Annotated in this window: 17 protein-coding genes; 10 read left to right on the top strand and 7 right to left on the bottom strand. The window is 71.5% G+C overall.

What is annotated here, in order from left to right; genetic code table 11:
- Positions 1-40: 40 nt before the first annotated feature.
- From ACI2K6_RS05855 to ACI2K6_RS05845, 3 genes are all read right to left on the bottom strand, one after another.
- Complete coding sequence (locus ACI2K6_RS05855; protein ID WP_112616669.1) at positions 41-259, bottom strand: hypothetical protein; 219 nt, start codon at positions 257-259, stop codon at positions 41-43.
- Between the two features lie 26 nt (positions 260-285).
- A complete protein-coding gene (locus ACI2K6_RS05850; RefSeq protein ID WP_274178545.1) occupies positions 286-1,251 on the bottom strand; it encodes a DNA-3-methyladenine glycosylase in 966 nt (321 codons plus the stop codon).
- A gap of 100 nt (positions 1,252-1,351) precedes the next feature.
- On the bottom strand, positions 1,352-2,044 hold the full coding sequence (locus ACI2K6_RS05845) for a winged helix-turn-helix domain-containing protein (RefSeq protein WP_274178448.1): 693 nt from the start codon (positions 2,042-2,044) through the stop codon (positions 1,352-1,354).
- Between the two features lie 401 nt (positions 2,045-2,445).
- On the opposite strand from ACI2K6_RS05845, the gene ACI2K6_RS05840 reads away from it, so the two are divergent.
- The 8 genes from ACI2K6_RS05840 (at position 2,446) to ACI2K6_RS05805 (ending at position 9,992) form a co-directional block, all read left to right on the top strand.
- Positions 2,446-3,012 carry a toxin gene (locus ACI2K6_RS05840; protein ID WP_282502130.1) on the top strand — a complete coding sequence of 189 codons (567 nt, stop codon included), beginning with the start codon at positions 2,446-2,448 and terminating at the stop codon, positions 3,010-3,012.
- Positions 3,009-3,302 (top strand): GNAT family N-acetyltransferase, encoded by a 294-nt coding sequence (locus tag ACI2K6_RS05835; RefSeq protein ID WP_112616677.1) that lies wholly within the window; start codon positions 3,009-3,011, stop codon positions 3,300-3,302. Before ACI2K6_RS05840 ends, ACI2K6_RS05835 begins: the two co-directional genes overlap by 4 nt.
- Before the next feature lie 102 nt (positions 3,303-3,404).
- Positions 3,405-3,635: a hypothetical protein gene (locus tag ACI2K6_RS05830; RefSeq protein ID WP_064956107.1), complete on the top strand. Its 231-nt coding sequence runs from the start codon at positions 3,405-3,407 to the stop codon at positions 3,633-3,635.
- Entirely contained in the window at positions 3,632-3,991 is a 360-nt protein-coding gene (locus ACI2K6_RS05825; RefSeq protein WP_258524631.1) for a hypothetical protein, read from the top strand. The genes ACI2K6_RS05830 and ACI2K6_RS05825 overlap by 4 nt, the downstream gene beginning before the upstream one ends.
- 132 nt (positions 3,992-4,123) lie before the next feature.
- Positions 4,124-5,587 carry an MFS transporter gene (locus ACI2K6_RS05820; RefSeq protein WP_274178450.1) on the top strand — a complete coding sequence of 488 codons (1,464 nt, stop codon included), beginning with the start codon at positions 4,124-4,126 and terminating at the stop codon, positions 5,585-5,587.
- A 62-nt stretch (positions 5,588-5,649) separates the two neighbouring features.
- Complete coding sequence (locus ACI2K6_RS05815) at positions 5,650-6,798, top strand: exonuclease SbcCD subunit D C-terminal domain-containing protein (RefSeq protein ID WP_282502131.1); 1,149 nt, start codon at positions 5,650-5,652, stop codon at positions 6,796-6,798.
- Positions 6,795-9,800 carry an AAA family ATPase gene (locus ACI2K6_RS05810; RefSeq protein ID WP_282502132.1) on the top strand — a complete coding sequence of 1,002 codons (3,006 nt, stop codon included), beginning with the start codon at positions 6,795-6,797 and terminating at the stop codon, positions 9,798-9,800. The genes ACI2K6_RS05815 and ACI2K6_RS05810 overlap by 4 nt, the downstream gene beginning before the upstream one ends.
- A gap of 9 nt (positions 9,801-9,809) precedes the next feature.
- Positions 9,810-9,992, top strand: coding sequence for a hypothetical protein (locus ACI2K6_RS05805; protein WP_023952247.1), 183 nt, complete (start codon positions 9,810-9,812; stop codon positions 9,990-9,992).
- On the opposite strand, the gene ACI2K6_RS05800 is transcribed toward ACI2K6_RS05805, so the two are convergent.
- Together ACI2K6_RS05800 and ACI2K6_RS05795 are read right to left on the bottom strand one after the other, a co-directional pair.
- Positions 9,980-10,540 carry a nucleoside phosphorylase gene (locus ACI2K6_RS05800; RefSeq protein WP_282502133.1) on the bottom strand — a complete coding sequence of 187 codons (561 nt, stop codon included), beginning with the start codon at positions 10,538-10,540 and terminating at the stop codon, positions 9,980-9,982. The two genes, ACI2K6_RS05805 and ACI2K6_RS05800, sit on opposite strands and share 13 nt — an antisense overlap.
- Positions 10,541-10,542: 2 nt before the next feature.
- Positions 10,543-10,674 carry a hypothetical protein gene (locus tag ACI2K6_RS05795; RefSeq protein ID WP_258524632.1) on the bottom strand — a complete coding sequence of 44 codons (132 nt, stop codon included), beginning with the start codon at positions 10,672-10,674 and terminating at the stop codon, positions 10,543-10,545.
- Between the two features lie 143 nt (positions 10,675-10,817).
- Here ACI2K6_RS05795 and ACI2K6_RS05790 point away from each other — a divergent pair, with 143 nt between their 5' ends.
- Positions 10,818-11,399, top strand: a complete 582-nt coding sequence (locus tag ACI2K6_RS05790; RefSeq protein WP_282502134.1) for a hypothetical protein — start codon at positions 10,818-10,820, stop codon at positions 11,397-11,399.
- 24 nt (positions 11,400-11,423) lie between these two features.
- On the opposite strand, the gene ACI2K6_RS05785 is transcribed toward ACI2K6_RS05790, so the two are convergent.
- Positions 11,424-13,493: an NAD(+) synthase gene (locus ACI2K6_RS05785; protein ID WP_274178454.1), complete on the bottom strand. Its 2,070-nt coding sequence runs from the start codon at positions 13,491-13,493 to the stop codon at positions 11,424-11,426.
- Between the two features lie 70 nt (positions 13,494-13,563).
- On the opposite strand from ACI2K6_RS05785, the gene ACI2K6_RS05780 reads away from it, so the two are divergent.
- Positions 13,564-17,082: a TM0106 family RecB-like putative nuclease gene (locus tag ACI2K6_RS05780; RefSeq protein ID WP_404568241.1), complete on the top strand. Its 3,519-nt coding sequence runs from the start codon at positions 13,564-13,566 to the stop codon at positions 17,080-17,082.
- 115 nt (positions 17,083-17,197) lie between these two features.
- Here ACI2K6_RS05780 and upp read toward each other — a convergent pair whose 3' ends face one another.
- Positions 17,198-17,833 carry a uracil phosphoribosyltransferase gene (upp, locus tag ACI2K6_RS05775; protein WP_023952235.1) on the bottom strand — a complete coding sequence of 212 codons (636 nt, stop codon included), beginning with the start codon at positions 17,831-17,833 and terminating at the stop codon, positions 17,198-17,200.
- Positions 17,834-17,901 lie beyond the last annotated feature (68 nt).

The following is a 17,901-nucleotide window of genomic DNA, read 5'->3' as shown; positions in this document are numbered from 1 at the left end:
AGGGGGCGGAAAGTGTCAGGTGAAGCGGCTCGCGCGGCGGTCAGAGCTGCGCGCCGTCGTCGTCGCGGTCGTAGACGCCCTCGTTGCGTCCCCGGCGCGACTCGTAGGCGATGAGCCATCCCACCGAGATCGCCGCGGCGAGCACGAGGCCGAGCCACACGTTGTTCATCACGAGGCCGAACACGATGCCGAGCAGGAAGACGAGGGCGGCGCCGAGCGCCCAGTAGGTGTGTCCGCGCTGCCATCCCCGATTCGCCATGCCCCGAGCCTACGGTGCCGCGCGGGTCAGCGGTCGCGGTGGTCTTCGGGATGCAGCCGCGGGCCGCGGCGCGGTTCGAAGACGCCGCCCGCGTAGATGAGCCGGATGACACGCTGCCGGTGGCCCCGCCACGGCTCGAGCAGTTCGAGCATCCCGTCGTCGTCGACGCGGTGGCCCGTCAGGGCGTAGCCCACGGTGTGGCACAGGTGGTAGTCGCCCACGCTCACGGCATCGGGATCGCCGAAGGCGCGGATGCGGGTCTCCGCGGAGGTCCACGGCCCGATCCCCGGCAGTGAGGTCAGGATGCGTTCGTGCTCGTCGCCGCCGCGGGCGCCGGCGACCGCGCGCTCGATCGACGCCCGTCGCTGTGCCGCGCGCACGACGGTGCGCGACTGCGGCGGCTCGAGGCCGGCGCGATGCCACGCCCAGCTCGGAATCAGGTGCCAGTCCGCGGGCGGGGCGAACATCGGACGCGGCGTCGGTCCCGGCGCGCGCTCGCCGTACCAGGTGACGATCGCGCGCCAAGCGCCGAAGGCCTGCAGGCCCGTCACCTTCTGCTCGAAGATCGCGCTCGCGAGGTCGTCGAAGACGAGGTCGGTCGCGCCCAGGCGGATGTCGGGATGCCGATGGTGGATGTCGGCGATGAGCGGATGCCGCGTCCCGTCGAACCCTTCGGGATCGTCGTGTGCGCCGCACAGCCGCGGCAGCTGCTCGATCGCCCACTGGGCGCCGGGACCCCAGGCGGCTGCTCTCACGAGCGAGCGGCCCACCCGCAGGGCGAGCGTCGCGACGCCGCGCGGCGTGCGGCTGACGCGCCAGATCACGTCGCCTGAGACCGTCATCGTGGGATCGTGGGCGCCGTGCTGCTGGTGACGTACCGCGCGGGCGATGTCGATCGGCGCAGCCGGTCGGTACTCGGTCTCGATCGGGCGGGATGACGGCGGCGGCGGCGCGGCATCGCGCTCGCGGATCGCCGGGCGGCGACCCGGCATCCGTCCCGTCGTCACCGCGCTCATGCCGACACCCTACGTCGGAACCTCCGACATCCCGCCGTGAGCGACGTCGATCGGCGTCGGGGTGACGCGGCGCGAATCAGAAGCGGTCGGGCGAGGGCGTGCCGTGGCCGTAGCGGATGACCACGTCGGCGTGGCGGTCGAACCGGTAGCCGACGCCGCGTACCGTGCGCACGATGTCCTCGTAGCGGCCGAGCTTCGCACGCAGCCGGCGGACGTGGACGTCGATCGTGCGCTCGCCCGGCGCCTCGTCGTCGGAACCGTTGCTCCACAGCGACTCGACGAGCTCGGAGCGCTCGATGGTGCGTCCCTCACGGAGCACCAGGTACTGCAGCAGCTCGAACTCCTTGAAGGTGAAGGCCGCCGACTCGCCATCGATGAAGACGCGCTTGCGCGAGATGTCGACGGTCACGCCGCCGGGGACGTGGTCCTCCGCCGGGACGTCCTGCTTCGTGCGGGCGACCGCGCTGGGCTCGTGGAGCGCGAGACGGACGACGTCGACGTCGCGTCCGCCCGCGCCGACCGGTGCCAGGGCGACGGTCGCGTAGGTCTCGGCGTGGGGGGCGAGCTCGCCCAGCGTGCGGCGCAGCGCCTCGACGAGGGTCGAGAGCGAGACGCCGTCGACGGCGGCCTTGGCCTCGTCGATGCCGACGTACAGGGCGAAGCCGCGGGGTGCGGTCGAGGTCGCAGCGGCGGGCGCCGGGGGAGGCGTCTCGACGGCGCGAAGGTGGCGAGCGGGGGCGGCGGGGGCGAGAAGAGCGGTGTTCGACATGGGAGGTTCGTCCTCGGAACGTGAACCCGGGCTGTCAGCCTGCGGCGGGTTCGGGTGTGCGTTGCGTGAGGCCCAGCGGGGGCCGGTGAGCGAGCATCCGGATGTCGGCGTTGTGGGCCGGGCCATCGGAACTCGGGGATCCGCGGCCGCGTTCAGAAGCGGCGGAGGATCAGGCGGGGTTCACCTGTCAGCGGCACATTCGGCAACACATGACAGCACGCTGCGACATCATCATGATGTCGGCAGTTCCGTTCGCCTCCCGGGCGGACAGAGTGCGTGCGATGTCAGTCATGGGGTTGATTATGACGATCCGTGTCCGGATGTGTCAAACACACCAGCGCCGCGCGTCCTTCGATGACGGAATGTGACAGATTGCTCAATCCTCGCTACGGTGCACGATCGTGGCTACGCGGATCCGGATCGTCGGCACCTCCGGCTCGGGGAAGAGCGTGCTCGCGGACCGCGTCTCGGCGCGGACCGGGCTGCCGCGGCTCGAGCTCGACGCCGTCTTCTGGGATGCCGGCTGGCGGATGCGCGATCTCGACGAGGCCCGGGCCCGGGTCCGGGAGTTCGTGCGGCGGCATCCGGACGGGTGGGTCGCGGACGGGAACTGGACGTCGCGCCTGGGCGACCTGCTCGACCCGGGTTCGCCGGACGGCGCCGACACGGTCGTGTGGCTCGACCTGCCGCGCCGACGCGTGATGCGTCAGGTCGTCGGACGCACGCTGCGCCGCGTGGTGCGGCGCGAGGAGCTCTGGCACGGCAACCGCGAGCGCGCGGGCAATCTCTTCCGATGGCATCCGGAGCGGAACATCATCCGGTTCGCGTGGACCAACCATCCCGTCACGCGCGAGCGCATGCTCGGGCGCATCGCCGCGGGGGAGCGCATCGTGCGGCTGCGCGATCGCTCGGAGATCGACGCCTGGCTCGCCTCGCTGCCACCGGCCGGGCGTAGCGTGGGCGCATGAGCGATCTGACCTTCACGCATGAGAGGGATGCCTCCCGCTACACGCTGCACCGGGGAGACGACCTCGTCAGCGTGCTCGACTACCGCGACGACGGGCGCACGGTCGCACTCACCCGCGCGTACACGATTCCGACGTTCCGCGGGCACGGCTATGCGGCGGAGGTCGTCGAGCGCGCCGTCGCCGACATCGAGGCGCTCGGTGACCGGACGATCAGCCCGGTCTGCTGGTACGTCGCCGACTGGTTCGAGGCGCACCCCGATCGCGCGGGGATTCTGCAGCCGCGGCGCTGACCCGCGAAGCCGCAGATACGTCTCCTGCCGCGCGGCTGTCAAGACGGTGCTCGCGAGAGGACGCCGGGGCCAGACTGGGGCGATCGATCGAAGGAGACAGTCATGAACCGCGATCTACCCGAGGGTGTCGTCGATCCTGACGGCGCCGGTGCCACGTCGCTCGCCGCGAGCGAGGCCGAGGACGACGCCGTGCGCGACGCGGACAGCCCCGCCGACGTCCCGATGCCCGATGGCGACAGCCCCGACGGTTTCGTCGAGAGCGCCGAGATCCAGCAGGGCCTGGACCCCGACCTCGTCACCGACGAGCAGGCAGACGAGGAGGAGCAGCGATGAGCGGTCAGGCCGACGAGATCGATTCGAGCGTCTCTGACTCCGCGACGCAGGACGCGCCCGAGACCGGCCGCGGCGGCACGCGGTCGACCACTGCGGGCACCGGCGGCGACGTGACGCCTCCGAAGGAGGACACCCCGGTCTCGCCCCCGGGCGTGCAGGACGGCCCCGCGCTGTCGATGCACGACACGACCGAGCAGGAGCGCCTCGACGGGCTCGTCGCGCAGCTGCGGGCTGATCTCCCGGGCGAGAACCGCGCGACGGTCGAGAAGTACGTGCGTCAGCGCGTCTCGGAGGTCGGCCTGAGTGTCGGCGACGACGAGATCGCGCGAATCGTCGACGACCTCGCCGCCGACTGACGGACGACGGTACGAATGCCCCGGGTGGGACCCCGGGGCATTCGTCGTGTCGAGGCGGTGCCCTGTACGACGCTCGGCCCGAGAGTGCAAGGGCGGGCCTGCCGCGCTCATGCGGGCATACCCTGACCCACGATGAGTGACACGGCGAGCATCCCGCTGTCGGTGCACCAGCGGTGGCGGGCCTTCTGGGTCTGCGTGGCCGTCGCGGCGCTGACGATCCTCGACCTGACGAAGGTCAACGTCGCGCTGCCCTCGATCGAGCAGGCGTTCGGTGCGGGCTCGACCGAGCTCCAGCTCATCGTGTCGGGTTACGTCCTCACCTTCGGGCTCACGCTCGTTCCCGCCGGACGTATCGGCGACCAGCGCTCGCGACGCGCGCTGTTCGTGATCGGACTCTCGCTGTTCACCGTGACGAGTATCGCGTGCGCGCTCGCTCCGAACACGGAGGTGCTTTTGGCCGCACGGCTGGTGCAGGGCGTCGCCGCCGGCATCCAGATGCCGCAGGTGATCGGACTGGCCCAGGAGATGTTCCAGGGGGCCGAGCGCGGCAAGGCATTCGGGCTGTTCGGTGCCACGATCGGCATCTCGACGGCCTTCGGCCCCACGCTCGGAGGCCTCATGATCGCGCTGGGCGGCGCCGACGACGGCTGGCGCTACATCTTCTGGATGAACGTCCCGCTGACCCTCGCCGTACTCGCCGGGGTCGTCTGGCTCCTTCCGAAGACGCGCGAATCCCGGCCGGCGCGGCTGCAGCTGGATCCCGTCGGTCTCCTGCTCTTCGCGTTCGTCGTCATCGCCCTCATGGTGCCCTTCCTCCTCACGACCGGTGCGCCGGGCGATGATCCGCAGCGCTGGTGGTCGCTCGTCGCCTTCGGCGTCTTCGCCGCCCTCTTCGTGTGGTGGGAGCGACGCTATGCAGCATCCGGCAAGCATCCGCTCATTCCGCTGCAGCTCTTCGCCATCTCGTCGTACCGCAACGGCACTCTCATCCAGGCGGTCTATTTCATGGCGCTGCCGGCGATGTTCCTGTTGACGACCCTCTTCCTGCAGCTGGGCGTCGGCCTCGAGCCCGTCTTCGCGGGGATGGTCTCGATCGGATTCGCCGTCGCGAGCGCCGCGGCCTCGTATGTCGGCGGCCGGATCGTGACGCGCGTCGGGCGCCCGCTCGTCGTCGGCGGCCTCGTCATCATGCTCTCGGCCGTGGTCGCTCTCGCCCTCGTCGCGTACTTCGTGCCGCCCGGGATCGTGGAGTTCGCGATGGCGGGAGTCCTGACCGTGGGGGGCTTCGGCGGTGGCCTCGTCATCTCGCCGAACCAGACCCTCACCCTCGCCGACATACCCGTGAAGCAGGGCGGTCTCGCAGGCTCGGTCGGTCAGCTCGTGCAGCGGATCGGAACCGCCGTCGGAACCGCCGTCGCGCTGTCGCTGTTCTACTCGACGGTGAACCGGCTCGGCGGCGGGTCGACACCGCGGATCGATGTCTACCACGACGCCTATGCGCTGGGGATGGTCTCGGTGGGCCTGTTCCTCGCGCTCGCGCTCGTGCTCGGCGTCGCCGACCTTTCCTCGCGGCGCAGGCGAGCCCGTCAGGCCTGAGTCTGGCTGCTTCCCCGCGGGGCACCCCGGCGATGTCCGAGCCTGCTCCTACCCTGGTCGGCATGCGGATCCTCCACACCTCCGACTGGCACATCGGGCGGACCTTCCACGGTCATTCGACGCTCGATGCGCTTCGCGGCGTGCTCGAGGAGCTCACGGCTCAGGTCCGCGAGCACGAGGTCGACGTCGTCGTCGTGGCGGGCGACGTGTTCGACTCGGCCGCGCCGGCGGCGGGCTGCTACGCCCTCCTCTCCGACACGCTGCAAGGTATCGCCGACACCGGCGCGCGCGTCATCGTCACGAGCGGCAACCATGATTCGGCCGCGCGCCTGGGCTTTCAGGCGGGCCTGCTGCGCGAGGGCATCCACGTCCTCACCGACCCGGCCGCGGTGGGCACTCCGATCACGATCACGGATGCCGACGGGCCCGTGCACTTCTACGGCATCCCGTACCTCGAGCCGGCACTGCTGCGACACCTGTGGCCCGAGGCGCGGTCGCAGGCGGCCGTGATCGATCGCGCGATGGGGCTCGTGCGCGACGACCTGGCGATGCGGGGCGGGCGGTCCGTCGCGATCGCCCACTGCTTCGCCGCGGGTGTCGAGCCGACGCCGCACCTCGAGCGAGACATCCAGCAGGGCGGTCTCGACGTCGTGCCGCTGTCTGCTTTCGCGGGCGTCGACTACATGGCGCTGGGGCACATCCACGGACGCCAGCAGCTCGCCCCCGCCGTCCGCTACGCGGGTGCGCCGCTCCACTACAGCTTCGGCGAGGGTGAGAAGCCCCGGGGCTCGTGGCTGGTCGATCTCGACGCCGACGGCTTCGCGGATGCGCGGTGGCTCGAGCTGCCGGTCCCGCGTCGGGTGGTCACCCTCCGCGGGCCGCTGGCCGACGTTCTCGCCGATCCCGCGCACGAGCAGCACGCCGATGCGTGGGTCTGCGTCGAGTACACCGACACGCTGCCCGAGCGCGATCCGATGCGTCGTCTGCAGGAACGCTTCCCGTTCTGCGCGAAGGTGGTGCACGCCCCGGCGGATGCCGCGCCGAGCGACGCGCGCACCTACGTCGACCGCGTGCGCGCCGCGCGCAGCGACGCCGAGCTCGTCGAAGCGTTCCTCGTGCACGTCCGAGAGGGGGCTGGGGCCGACGAGCGCGAGCGCGAGCTGCTGGCCGACGTCCTCGACGAGCGGATCCGCGTGGAGGCGATGGCGTGAAGCTCCATCGCCTGGAGCTGACCGGCTTCGGTCCGTTCCGCGAGAAGCAGACCGTCGACTTCGACGCCTTCGATCGCGACGGCGTCTTCCTCATCTCGGGGCGGACCGGCGCGGGCAAGTCGAGCATCCTCGACGGGGTGAGCTTCGCGCTCTACGGCTCGGTGCCGCGTTACGACAACGGTGAGCGGCGTCTTCGCAGCGACCACAGCTTCCTGGGCGACCCCACCGAGGTGCGGCTGGAGTTCACCGTCGGCGGGCAGCGCTGGCGCGTGACCCGAGCGCCGGAGTACGAGCGGCCCGCGAAGCGCGGCGACAAGCTCACGACCGAGATCGCGCGCGCCGAGCTCGAGCAGCACGTCGACGGTGAGTGGGTGGGCCGGGCGGCGAAACCCCGCGAGGTCGCCCTGCTGCTCGACGAGGTGCTGGGGCTGAACGCGCAGCAGTTCCAGCAGGTGATCCTGCTGGCGCAGAACAAGTTCTCGCGATTCCTCCTCGCCCGCAACGACGAGCGGCAGCAGCTGCTGCGCACCCTGTTCGGCACGAAGCGGTTCGAGCAGTACAAGGACGACCTCGAGGAGCGTCGCCGCGCCGCGCAGCGCGAGCTCGACGCCGCCGGTGATCAGGTGCGGACGCTTCTCGAGCTGGCCGAGGCCGCGATGACGCAGCAGAGCAGCGCCATCGGCGACGACGGCGCGACGGACGAGGCGGCGCCGCTCGACCTCGCCGGTCGACGCGATGTCGTCGAGCGAGCACACCGTCGCGCCGATTATCGCGTGGAGCAGGCCGACGAACTCCGCCAGCAGGCGGAGTCACGGCAGGCCGCTCTCGTGGCGGCGCATGCCGAGCTCGTCGAGCGGGTGCGGGTGCTCGATGACCTCGCCGCGGCGCGGCGACGTCTGGACGACCTCGACGCGGTCGCCGATGAGGTAGCTGCGGCTGAACGCCGACTCGAGCGTGCGCGCGCCGCCGAAGCGCTCCGCGCGACACTGGAGCAGGCCGACCGGTCGGGCGAAGCGGCGGGGCAGGCCCGCGCGATGGTGGAGCGGGCCGAGACGCGCTGGACCGCAGCGGGCGGAGCCGCCGACGACGACATCTCCGCTCTGGTCGAGACCCTGACCGGCGACATCGCGCGCTGGACCGACGCGCTCGCCCGTGAGCACGAGCTGACGGACGCCACCGACGCCCGAGACGCGACTGCGGCCGAGATCGCCCTCCTTCAAGAACAGGCGACGCTGCTCGACGAGCAGCATGCCCTTCTGCCCGCGGAGCGCGAACGCGTCGCGGCCGAGGTCGCGGCAGAGACGCTCGCGGCGGCGCGCGTCGACGAGCAGCGCGTGCGAGTGAGTGATCTCACCGCCCGGGCCGAGGCCGCCGACGACGCGGGACGCCTTGCTGGCAAGCTCGGCGAGGCCGAGGAGCGTTACCTGCGGGCGAGCGGTGACGCGGAGGCGGCAGCCGCCGCCGTCACCGACCTGCTGCGGCGACGGGTGGCCGGTCGCGCGGGAGAGCTCGCCGCCGAACTCACCGAGGGCGAGGCCTGCCCGGTCTGCGGGGCGCTCGATCACCCGCATCCCGCACCCCCGGCGGACGACGGTGTGACGGACGACGATCTGGCCGACGCGGAGTCGGCGCGGGATGCCGCCGCCGCCGAGGCCCGCGACGCGGGCGAGCGCGCCGCCCTGCTGCGCGCAGAGCTCGCCGCCGCGACAGCGCGCGCGGGCGCACGCGGGAGCGACGAGCTCGCGGACCTGCTCGCTCAGGCCCGGGACGAGCTGGCATCCTCCGAACGCGCCGCAGAGCGAGTCATCGCTCTCACCGAGAAGCGCGACGTGCTCGACCGTCTCGACGCGGAGGCCACCGAGGAACGCTCTCGCCTCGCGGCCGCCCTGGCCGATGCGCGCGAGCGCTCCGCCGTCGCGACGACGACGCTCGCGCGCCTGGAGAGGGAGGTGGCCGACGCGCGGGGTCCGTTCGCGACGGTCGCGGAGCGCATCGCGGCGGCGACCGAGCGGCGTGACCTCGCGCGCGCGGTGCTCGAGAGCCGGCGGGCGCTCGCCCACAGCGAGGCGACCGCGAGTGATGCGGCGAACGACCGGGCGCAGCGGATCGAGGCATCGGTGTTCGCGGACGTCGGCGAGGTGCGCGAGGCGCTGCTCCCTGAGAACGAGCGAACCGCCCTCACGCGGCGCGTCGCCGAGCACGCCGCGGACGTCGCGGCCACGCGCGCCCGCCTTCTCGAGCTCGAACTCGCCGCCGCGGGGCTGCCCGACGAGCGGCCCGATCTCGACGCTGCTGCGGAGGCGGTCGCCAGCGGAGACCGCGCGCGGAGTGCGGCGATCGCGGCGCACCGCGATGCCGTCAACGCCGCCGAGACGATGCGCGACCTCCTCCTGCGCATCGACGACGCGTTCGTCGCGGTGGCCGGTCTCGCCGAGCGGACGGCGACGGTGACCCGCCTCGCCGACACCGTCGCGGGTCGGGCCCCGAACACCCGGAAGATGGATCTCGAGACCTTCGTACTCGCGGCCGAGCTCGAAGAGATCGTCGCGGCCGCCAATCTGCGCCTGCGCGACATGTCGTCGGGTCGCTACACCCTCCACCACAGCGACGCGCTGCAGGCCCGTGGCGCAGCATCCGGACTCGGGCTCGAGGTGCTCGACGCGCACACCGGCCGTCTCCGCTCGCCGCAATCGCTGTCGGGAGGAGAGACCTTCCTCGCCTCCCTCGCCCTCGCGCTCGGTCTCGCCGAGGTCGTCACCGGTCGTGCCGGCGGCATCCGTCTCGACACGCTCTTCGTCGATGAGGGCTTCGGGTCGCTCGATCCCGAGACCCTCGAGCTTGCGATGCGCACTCTCGACGAGCTGCGCGCGGGCGGCCGGACCGTCGGCGTCATCAGTCACGTCGAGGGCATGAAGGAGCAGCTCGCCGCACAGATCGTCGTCGAGGCGACGCGCGAGGGCCCGAGCATCATCCGGCAGGAGGCGCTCAGCGAGCGCGACTAGGCTGGCGTCGTGAGGACTTTCTGGACCGTCGTCGGAGTGATCGCCGCGATCTTCGTCGCGTGGGTGATCGTCGACATCGTGCTGCGCCTGGCCGTGTTCGCGGTCAAGCTCGGGCTCGTCGCGGTCGTCGCCCTCGTCGTGTTCCTGCTGCTACGCCGGCTGTTCGCGCGCAGCAGCGATCAGACGCCGTAGTCGGCGCGGATCCGCTCGTACAGAGCCCGGCTGCACGCGGCCACGGCCTCATCCCACCCGGTCGTCGCGCCGTCCTGGGCATCATCCGACACCGCTTTGAGCACCCGGATGGGGATGCCGAAGCGCTGCGCGACCCAGATGTAGACGTACGCCTCCATGTCGACCAGCTGGGCGCCGAGTGACTGGATGAGGGCGACCGCCTCGGCATCGTCGACGAAGACGTCACCCGTCGCGATGCGCACCCCGGCGCCCCCGGCCTCGACGCGCTCGGGCATTGAGAGGTGTCGCCCGCGCACGCCGGCCAGATCGAACACGTCGTGCTGAACGGCGTCGCCGACCTCGTAGATGCCGGGTCCCAGAGCGCCGGCCACCGCCCCCGCCGTCCCGACGACGACGATCTCGTCGTATGCGGTGCGATCGAGAGCGCGGGTCAGCTCATGCGCGGCGAGCAGTTTGCCGGGGCCGGTGAGCAGGATGTCGAACCCCGGGATGTCGGCGGGGAAGCCGGTCAGCTCGTCGCGGTGGGCGACGACCAGGAGGCGTCGCACGGTCAGGCACCGCCCCGAGCGATGATGCCGAGGATGCCGGAGATCAGCAGGTAGGCGCCGATGCCGCCCACCACGACCCAGATCGCGATGCGGGCGGAGGACGGTCGCTTGTCGTCGCCGTTGTCGAGGCTCATCCCGCCAGCCTAGGCGAGGTCGCGTCGACCGGAAGCGCGAGCGGCCAGGTGGCCGGATTGACCCGGCGGCACACCCTGGTACGGGCAGGCGTGATCGTTAGACTCGAACTGAGGTCAGACCATCCAGAGGCGGGAGCGACGACATGCAGACGGTACTTCTCGACACGCCCGCGGGCATCACGGCTCGGCTCGGCTGGGACCCGGCGATCACGGTGCACCACCGGCGGCGGATGATCGCACGCGAACTCGTCGCACAGGCGCTCGGCTGCGACGAGAAAGACGTGCGGATCGAACGCGAGGCGCCGCGGGGGTTCGGATATCACACGCGACTCGTCGCCTCACGCGACGGAGTCGAGGTGCCGCTGGCGATCACGACGGCCAGCTTCCGCGCGGCGACGGTCGTCGCGGTCAGCGACCCGGGACTGCCGCTCGGGATCGACATCCGCGACGCGCACCCCGAGCCGGCCGACCTGGCCCGGATGCGCAAGCATTCGCGGCTGTTCGCGGGCACCGACACACTCGACCTGGTCGACCACTGGGTTCACGTGCAGGCGGTGCTCGAGGCCGACGGTCGCGGTGTCCGCGTCGCGCCGGAGCAGGTCCGGCTCGACCCGGGCCGGCACCGCGGCTGGATCCCCGATCGCAACATGAAGTACACGCTCGTCGACATCTCGCGCGACGGGTGGCTCATCACCCTGGCCTCCGGCACCCTGCCGACAGCCTGACCCGGGTCCTCCCGGTCAGGCCGGTCAGTCGACGAGATCGGGCAGCGCCCGACGGAGTTCGGCGAGCCACGCCTCGGGGTTGCCGTCCGACGGCGCGCGCCAATCGCCTCGCGGCGACAGCGAGCCCGCCGCGGCGACCTTGGGCCCGTTCGGGATGGCGCTGCGCTTGAACTGCGCGAAGCCGAAGAACCGCTTGATGAACACCTGCAGCCACTGGGTGATCTCGGCGAGGTCATACGCGTACCGGCTGTCGCGGGGGAAGCCGACCGGCCAGTCGCCGGCATCCGCATCCGACCACGCGTGCTGAGCGAGGAAGGCGATCTTCGACGGGCGGAACCCGTAGCGCAGGACGTGGTGCAGCGCGAAGTCGTGCAGGGCGTAGGGCCCGATCGTCGATTCCGTGGACTGCACCTTGCCGTCTTCGCCGGCGGGCACGAGCTCGGGGCTGATCTCGGTGTCGAGGACCGACTGCAGCACGGCGACGGCCTCGTCGGACAGGTCGGTGCCCGTGCCCTCGCGATGCGCGATGACCCACCGGATGAGGTGCTGCATGAGGGTCTTCGGAACGCCGACGTTGACGGCGTAGTGGCTCATGTGGTCGCCGACGCCGTAGGTGGCCCAGCCGAGCGCGAGCTCCGAGAGGTCGGAGGTGCCGATGACGATGCCGTTCAGGCGGTTCGCGAGCCGGAACAGGAAGTCGGTCCGCACACCGGCCTGGACGTTCTCGAACGTCACGTCGTACACCGGCTCGCCGGAGGCGTAGGGGTGTCCGATGCCGCGCAGGAGTTCGTTCGCGGCGGGGCGGATGTCGATCGTCTCGATCGTCGCGCCGATCGCCTCGGCGAGGGCGACGGCGTTCGACTTCGTGTGGTCGCTCGTGGCGAAGCCGGGCATCGTGTAGGCGAGGATGTCGCTGCGCGGTCGCCCCATGCGGTCCATCGCGCGGGCGACGACGAGCAGCGCATGGGTGGAGTCGAGTCCGCCCGAGACGCCGATGACGGGGCGGGGGCCGCCGATCGCGCGCATCCGCTGCTCGAGTCCGGACACCTGGATGTTGAACGCCTCGTAGCAGTCCTGGTCGAGACGTGCCGGGTCGTCCGGGACGAACGGGAAGCGGTCGAGGGTGCGCCGCAGGCCGATGTCCTCGGCGGGCGGGTGCAGGAACGTCTCGACGGTGAGGAAGTCGGTCGCCGTCGTGCGGCGGTTGTCGTCGAAGGTGCCCTGCCGGTACCGGTCCTGGCGCACCCGGTCGAGGTCGACGTCGGCAACGCTGCGCCGCGGCCCGTCGGGGAAGCGCTCGGTCTCGGCGAGGAGCGAACCGCCCTCGTAGATCATGGTCTGGCCGTCCCACGAGACGTCGTTGGTCGATTCGCCGAGACCCGCCGCGGCGTAGGCGTAGACGGCGAGGCATCGCAGCGACTGCGACTGCACCAGCGTGCGGCGGTCGTCGGCCCGGCCGATCGTGATCGGCGAGCCCGAGAGGTTCACGAGCACCGTCGCTCCCGCGAGAGCCGCACGCGACGAGGGCGGCACCGGTACCCACATGTCCTCGCACACCTCGGCGTGCAGCACGAGCCCGGGCACGTCGCGGACGTCGAAGAGGAGGTTGGTCCCGAACACGGTCTCGTGCGAGCCGATGCGGATGCCTTCGCCGTCCCACTCCTCACCCGCGGCGTACCAGCGACGCTCGTAGAACTCGCGGTAGGTGGGCAGGTGGGCCTTCGGCGCGACACCGAGGATCTCGCCGCGATGAATGACGACGGCGCAGTTGTACAGGCGGCTGCGGTGGCGGAGCGGGGCACCGACCACCAGCACCGGCATGAGATCGACGGATGCTTCGACGATGCGCTCGATCGCCGCGTCGACGGCATCCAGCACGGCGTCCTGCAGCACGAGGTCCTCGATGGCGTACCCGGTGAGGCAGAGCTCGGGGAACACGGCGACCGCGACGGAGTCGGCGTCGCACGCGTGCGCCTCGGCGAGCACGGCCTCGGCGTTGGCGGCGGGATCGGCGATGGCCACCGGAATGGTGCAGGCGGCGATCCGCGCGAAGCCGTGGGCGTACGCGCTGGCGAAGGGGAGCGACTCGTTCACCCTCCTCAGTCTGGCACCGGCGTCGGCGGTGTCGCACCCCGCGGTTAGGGTCATTGAACGGAAGGGGATCATGCGATACATCGAGGACGAAGGCCGGGTCGTCTGGAGCGCGAGCGACCTCAAGGCCGCGGCCGAGTGCGAGTTCGCCTGGCTGCGCGCGATCGACGCCAAGCTCGGACGCGTCGCGGCGGTCGACGAGCCCGACGACCCGACGCTCGAGCGGGCCGGACGTCTCGGCGACCGGCACGAAGAGCGCCAGCTCGCGGCGTACCGCGCCGAGTTCGGTGACCGCGTGACCGAGATTCCCGAGACACGGTCATCGGATGCCGCGGGCCTGGCACAGGCTGTCGCGTTCACGCGCGAGGCCCTCGCATCGGACGCGCGAGTGATCTACCAGGCCGCGTTCTCCGACACCGACTTCGTCGGGTTCGCCGACTTCCTGCTGCGCGACGACGACGGCCGGTGGATCGTGCAGGACACCAAGCTCGCGCGTCACGCCCGCGTCACCGCGCTGATGCAGCTCGAGGCGTATGCCGTCCAGCTCGATCGCGAGGGCGCCCGCGTGGCCGATCACGTCGAGCTGCTGCTCGGCGACGGGACGGTGTCGCGGCACGCCCGGGCCGACATCGCGCCGGTGTTCGTCCTGCGTCGCGAGCGTCTGCGCTCGCTCATCGCCGATCGTGATGTCGCTACGGGCGCGGCAGGTGAGCCCATCGCGTGGGGCGACGACCGTGGCGACCTGCGGATCGCGGCCTGCGGACGCTGCGCGACCTGCGACCTCGAGGTCGTGGCCGCGCGAGATCTCCTGCTCGTCGCGGGGATGCGGCCGATCCAGCGCGAGCGTCTGCGGGCCGCCGGAGTCACCACGATCGACGAGCTCGCCGCGGCACGTGAAGCGCCCGCGCGGATGTCGTGGGACACGTTCACCGGGCTCCGCACCCAGGCGCGGCTGCAACTCGAGAGCCCGGCGGGAGGCGTCACGGCCGCGGTCGACGGCGACCCCGATAACTCCCCGAGCGCTGCGGCCCTGCCGACCTTCGAGGTCGTCTTCCCCCAGGCGCTCGGCGCGCTTCCCCGGCCCGATCTCGGCGACCTGTTCTTCGACTTCGAGGGCGACCCGCTCTACACCGAAGGGCCGGGTCGCCACTGGGGCATCGACTACTTGTTCGGGTGGGTCGACCTGCGCGAGCAGTACTCCGCGCTGTGGGCTCACACGTTCGACGAGGAGAAGGCGGCGTTCCAGACCTTCCTCGACTTCGTCGCCGTGCACCGCGCCGCGCACCCGGCGATGCACATCTACCACTACGCACCGTACGAGCCGACGCACCTTCTCGCGATGGCCGCGAGGTACGGCGTCGGCGAGGCCGAGGTCGACCGGCTGCTGCGCGACGGCGTCTTCGTCGACCTGTATCCGATCGTCCGCCGCGCGTTGCGCGTGGGGTCGCGGTCGTACTCGATCAAGAAGCTCGAACCGTTGTACATGGGCGCCGAGGTCCGGACGAGCGATGTCCAGAAGGGCGACGACTCGATCGTCCGCTACGTCGAGGCGCGGGCGCTCGCCGAGTCCGGTGACGCCGACGGAGCCGCTGCGATCCTCGCCGACCTCGCCGACTACAACCGTTACGACTGCGTCTCCACTCGGCGCCTGCGCGACTGGCTCGTCGATCGGGCGCGAGAAGCGCAGCTGCGGCCGTCGGCAGACGTCGAGCCCGAAGAGCGCGCCTACGAGCCGTCGCCGCGAGCGACCGCGCTCTCACGGCTCGCGGATGCCGCGGCCGCCGACGACCCCGCGGGCGTCGAAGCGCCGGCCGCGGTTGCACTCCGGCTCGGCGCGGCAGCGATCGACTATTACCCGCGCGAGGCGAAGTCGTTCTGGGCCACCCACTTCCTCCGTCTGCGCGAACCGCTCTCGATGTGGGAGGACACCCGTGATGTCGTCGCCGTCGCGGCGGAGCGCAGCCGCGTGCTCGAGGACTGGCATCGCCCCCAGGGCGCCCGGACCGACCGGCGCATCCTCGAGCTCCGCGGCGAGGTCGCGCCGGGCACGCGGCTGAGCGTCGATTCGTCCCCCTTCGCGATCTACGAGTCGCCCGCGCCGTTCCCGACCGAACCGCGGCCGCGCTTCATCCACGCCGACCGGCGCGTCCGGGTCGTCGAGCTCCTCGACGACGGCGCGATCGTCGAGGAGCTCGCTGCGGGGGCGTACATGTGGTCGGAGCTGCCGATCGCGCTGACCCCGGCAGCCCCGCCTCCCGCGGGCAGCCAGCAGGCGGCGATCGACACGTGGGCCGACGGCGTGATCGCCGCAGCGCCCGAGCTGCCCGCCGACCCCGCGACCGATCTCCTGCTGCGCCGGCCGCCGCGGACGCTTTCGGGCGGGTTGCCGAGCGATGGATCGGACCCGGTTGCCGATATCTCGCGCGCCATCGTCGACCTCGACCGCAGTTATCTCGCCGTCCAGGGCCCGCCGGGGACGGGCAAGACCTACGTCGGGTCGCACGTCGTCGCGCGTCTGGTCGGTGAACGCGGCTACCGCGTCGGGGTCGTCGCGCAGTCGCACGCCGTCGTCGAGAACATGCTCGATCGCATCGCGGCGGCGGGTGTGCCCCGCGAGAAGATCGCCAAGGCGGTGAAGGGCGAGCCGACCGGTGACGAGGCCTTCACCGTCATCCCGAAGAACGGCGTGGCGGACTTCACCGCGACCCGTCCGGATGGCTACGTCATCGGCGGCACAGCGTGGGACCTCACCCACGCGGGTCGCATCCCGCGCGGCAGCCTCGATCTGCTCGTGATCGACGAGGCGGGCCAGTTCTCGCTCGCCTCGACGATCGCGGTCTCGGTCGCGGCATCCCGCCTCCTCCTCCTGGGCGACCCGCAGCAGCTGCCGCAGGTCAGCCAGGGTACGCACCCCGAGCCGGTCGACACGTCGGCTCTCGGCTGGATCATGGACGGCGCGCACGTCATCCCCGCCGACCGCGGGTTCTTCCTCGCCGAGACCCGGCGGATGCGGCCGGAGGTCGCCGAACCGGTCTCCGTGCTGGCCTATGACGGACGTCTCGCCGCGCACGCGTCGACGGCCGATCGGCTGCTCGAGGGCGTGGCCCCGGGCGTCGTGCCGGTGCCCGTCGCCCATCGGCGCAACGCCACCGCCTCTCCCGAAGAGGCCGAGGTCGTCGTACGCCTGGTCGGCGATCTCCTCGGCCGCGCGTGGCTGCCCGACGCCGCGCTCGCACCGCGTCCGCTCGAACAGCGCGACATCATCGTGGTTACGCCGTACAACGCGCAGCAGGTGCTCGTAGAAGAAGCGCTCGCCGCAGCGGGCTACGCCGAGGTGCCGGTGGGAACGGTCGACCGCTTCCAGGGTCAGGAGGCGGCGGTGGCGATCGTGTCGCTCGCGGCATCCTCGGGTCGCGACGCACCGCGGGGACTGGAGTTCCTGCTGCTGCAGAACCGCCTCAACGTCGCCGTCTCACGTGCTCAGCACACGGCGTACATCGTCTACGGCACCGGCATCCTCGACGATCTGCCGCGCACGCCCGAGGGCGTCGCGCGGATGAGCGCGTTCGCTCGCCTCGTCGGGGCGGTCTGAAGCGCGCTGGTCGCTCTTATCGAGCGCACTTCCCACCGACAGGCGCAGCTTGAACTGCGCCTCATTCGCGGAGGTGCGCTCGATGCCCCGGGTAGGGTGCAGGTGCGGGCGCGGGTCAGTCGACGGTGCCGTAGAGGCGGTCGCCGGCGTCGCCGAGACCGGGCACGATGTAGCCACGCTCGTCGAGACGCTCGTCGAGCGAGCCGAGGACGAGGGTCACGTCGCGGTCGCCGACCTGCTTCTCGATCGCAGCAAGGCCCTCGGGAGCACCGAGGATGCAGATCGCGGTGACGTCCTGCGCGCCGCGCTTGAAGATGAAGTCGATTGCGGCCCCCAGCGACCCGCCCGTGGCGAGCATCGGGTCGAGCACGAAGCACTGGCGGTCGCTCAGGTCGTCGGGCAGGCGCTCCGCGTAGGTGGTCGGCTCGAACGTGACCTCGTTGCGTGCCATGCCCAGGAAGCCCACCTCGGCCGTGGGGAGGAGCTTGGTCATGCCTTCGAGCATGCCCAGCCCGGCCCGCAGGATCGGCACCACGAGGGGACGCGGCTTCGCGATCGCCAGACCGGTCGTCCGGGTCACCGGGGTCTCGATCTCCACCTGCTCGGTGCGGACGTTGCGCGTGGCCTCATACGCGAGCAGGGTGACGAGCTCTTCGGTGAGCTGGCGGAACACCGGCGACGTGGTGTTCTTGTCGCGCAGGACCGAGAGCTTATGGGTGATGAGGGGGTGGTCGGCGACGTGAACACGCATGTGATGATCCTACGCGGACGGCCCGTGTGTCCTCGGCTCTACGCTGGTGCGGTGACCCTCACGGCATC

This window comes from Microbacterium sp. NPDC006705, assembly GCF_044903545.1.
Lineage (GTDB): Bacteria > Actinomycetota > Actinomycetes > Actinomycetales > Microbacteriaceae > Microbacterium > Microbacterium plantarum.
Note: the sequence above shows the minus strand (reverse complement) of the source record. Positions and strands in the feature narration are given on the sequence as shown.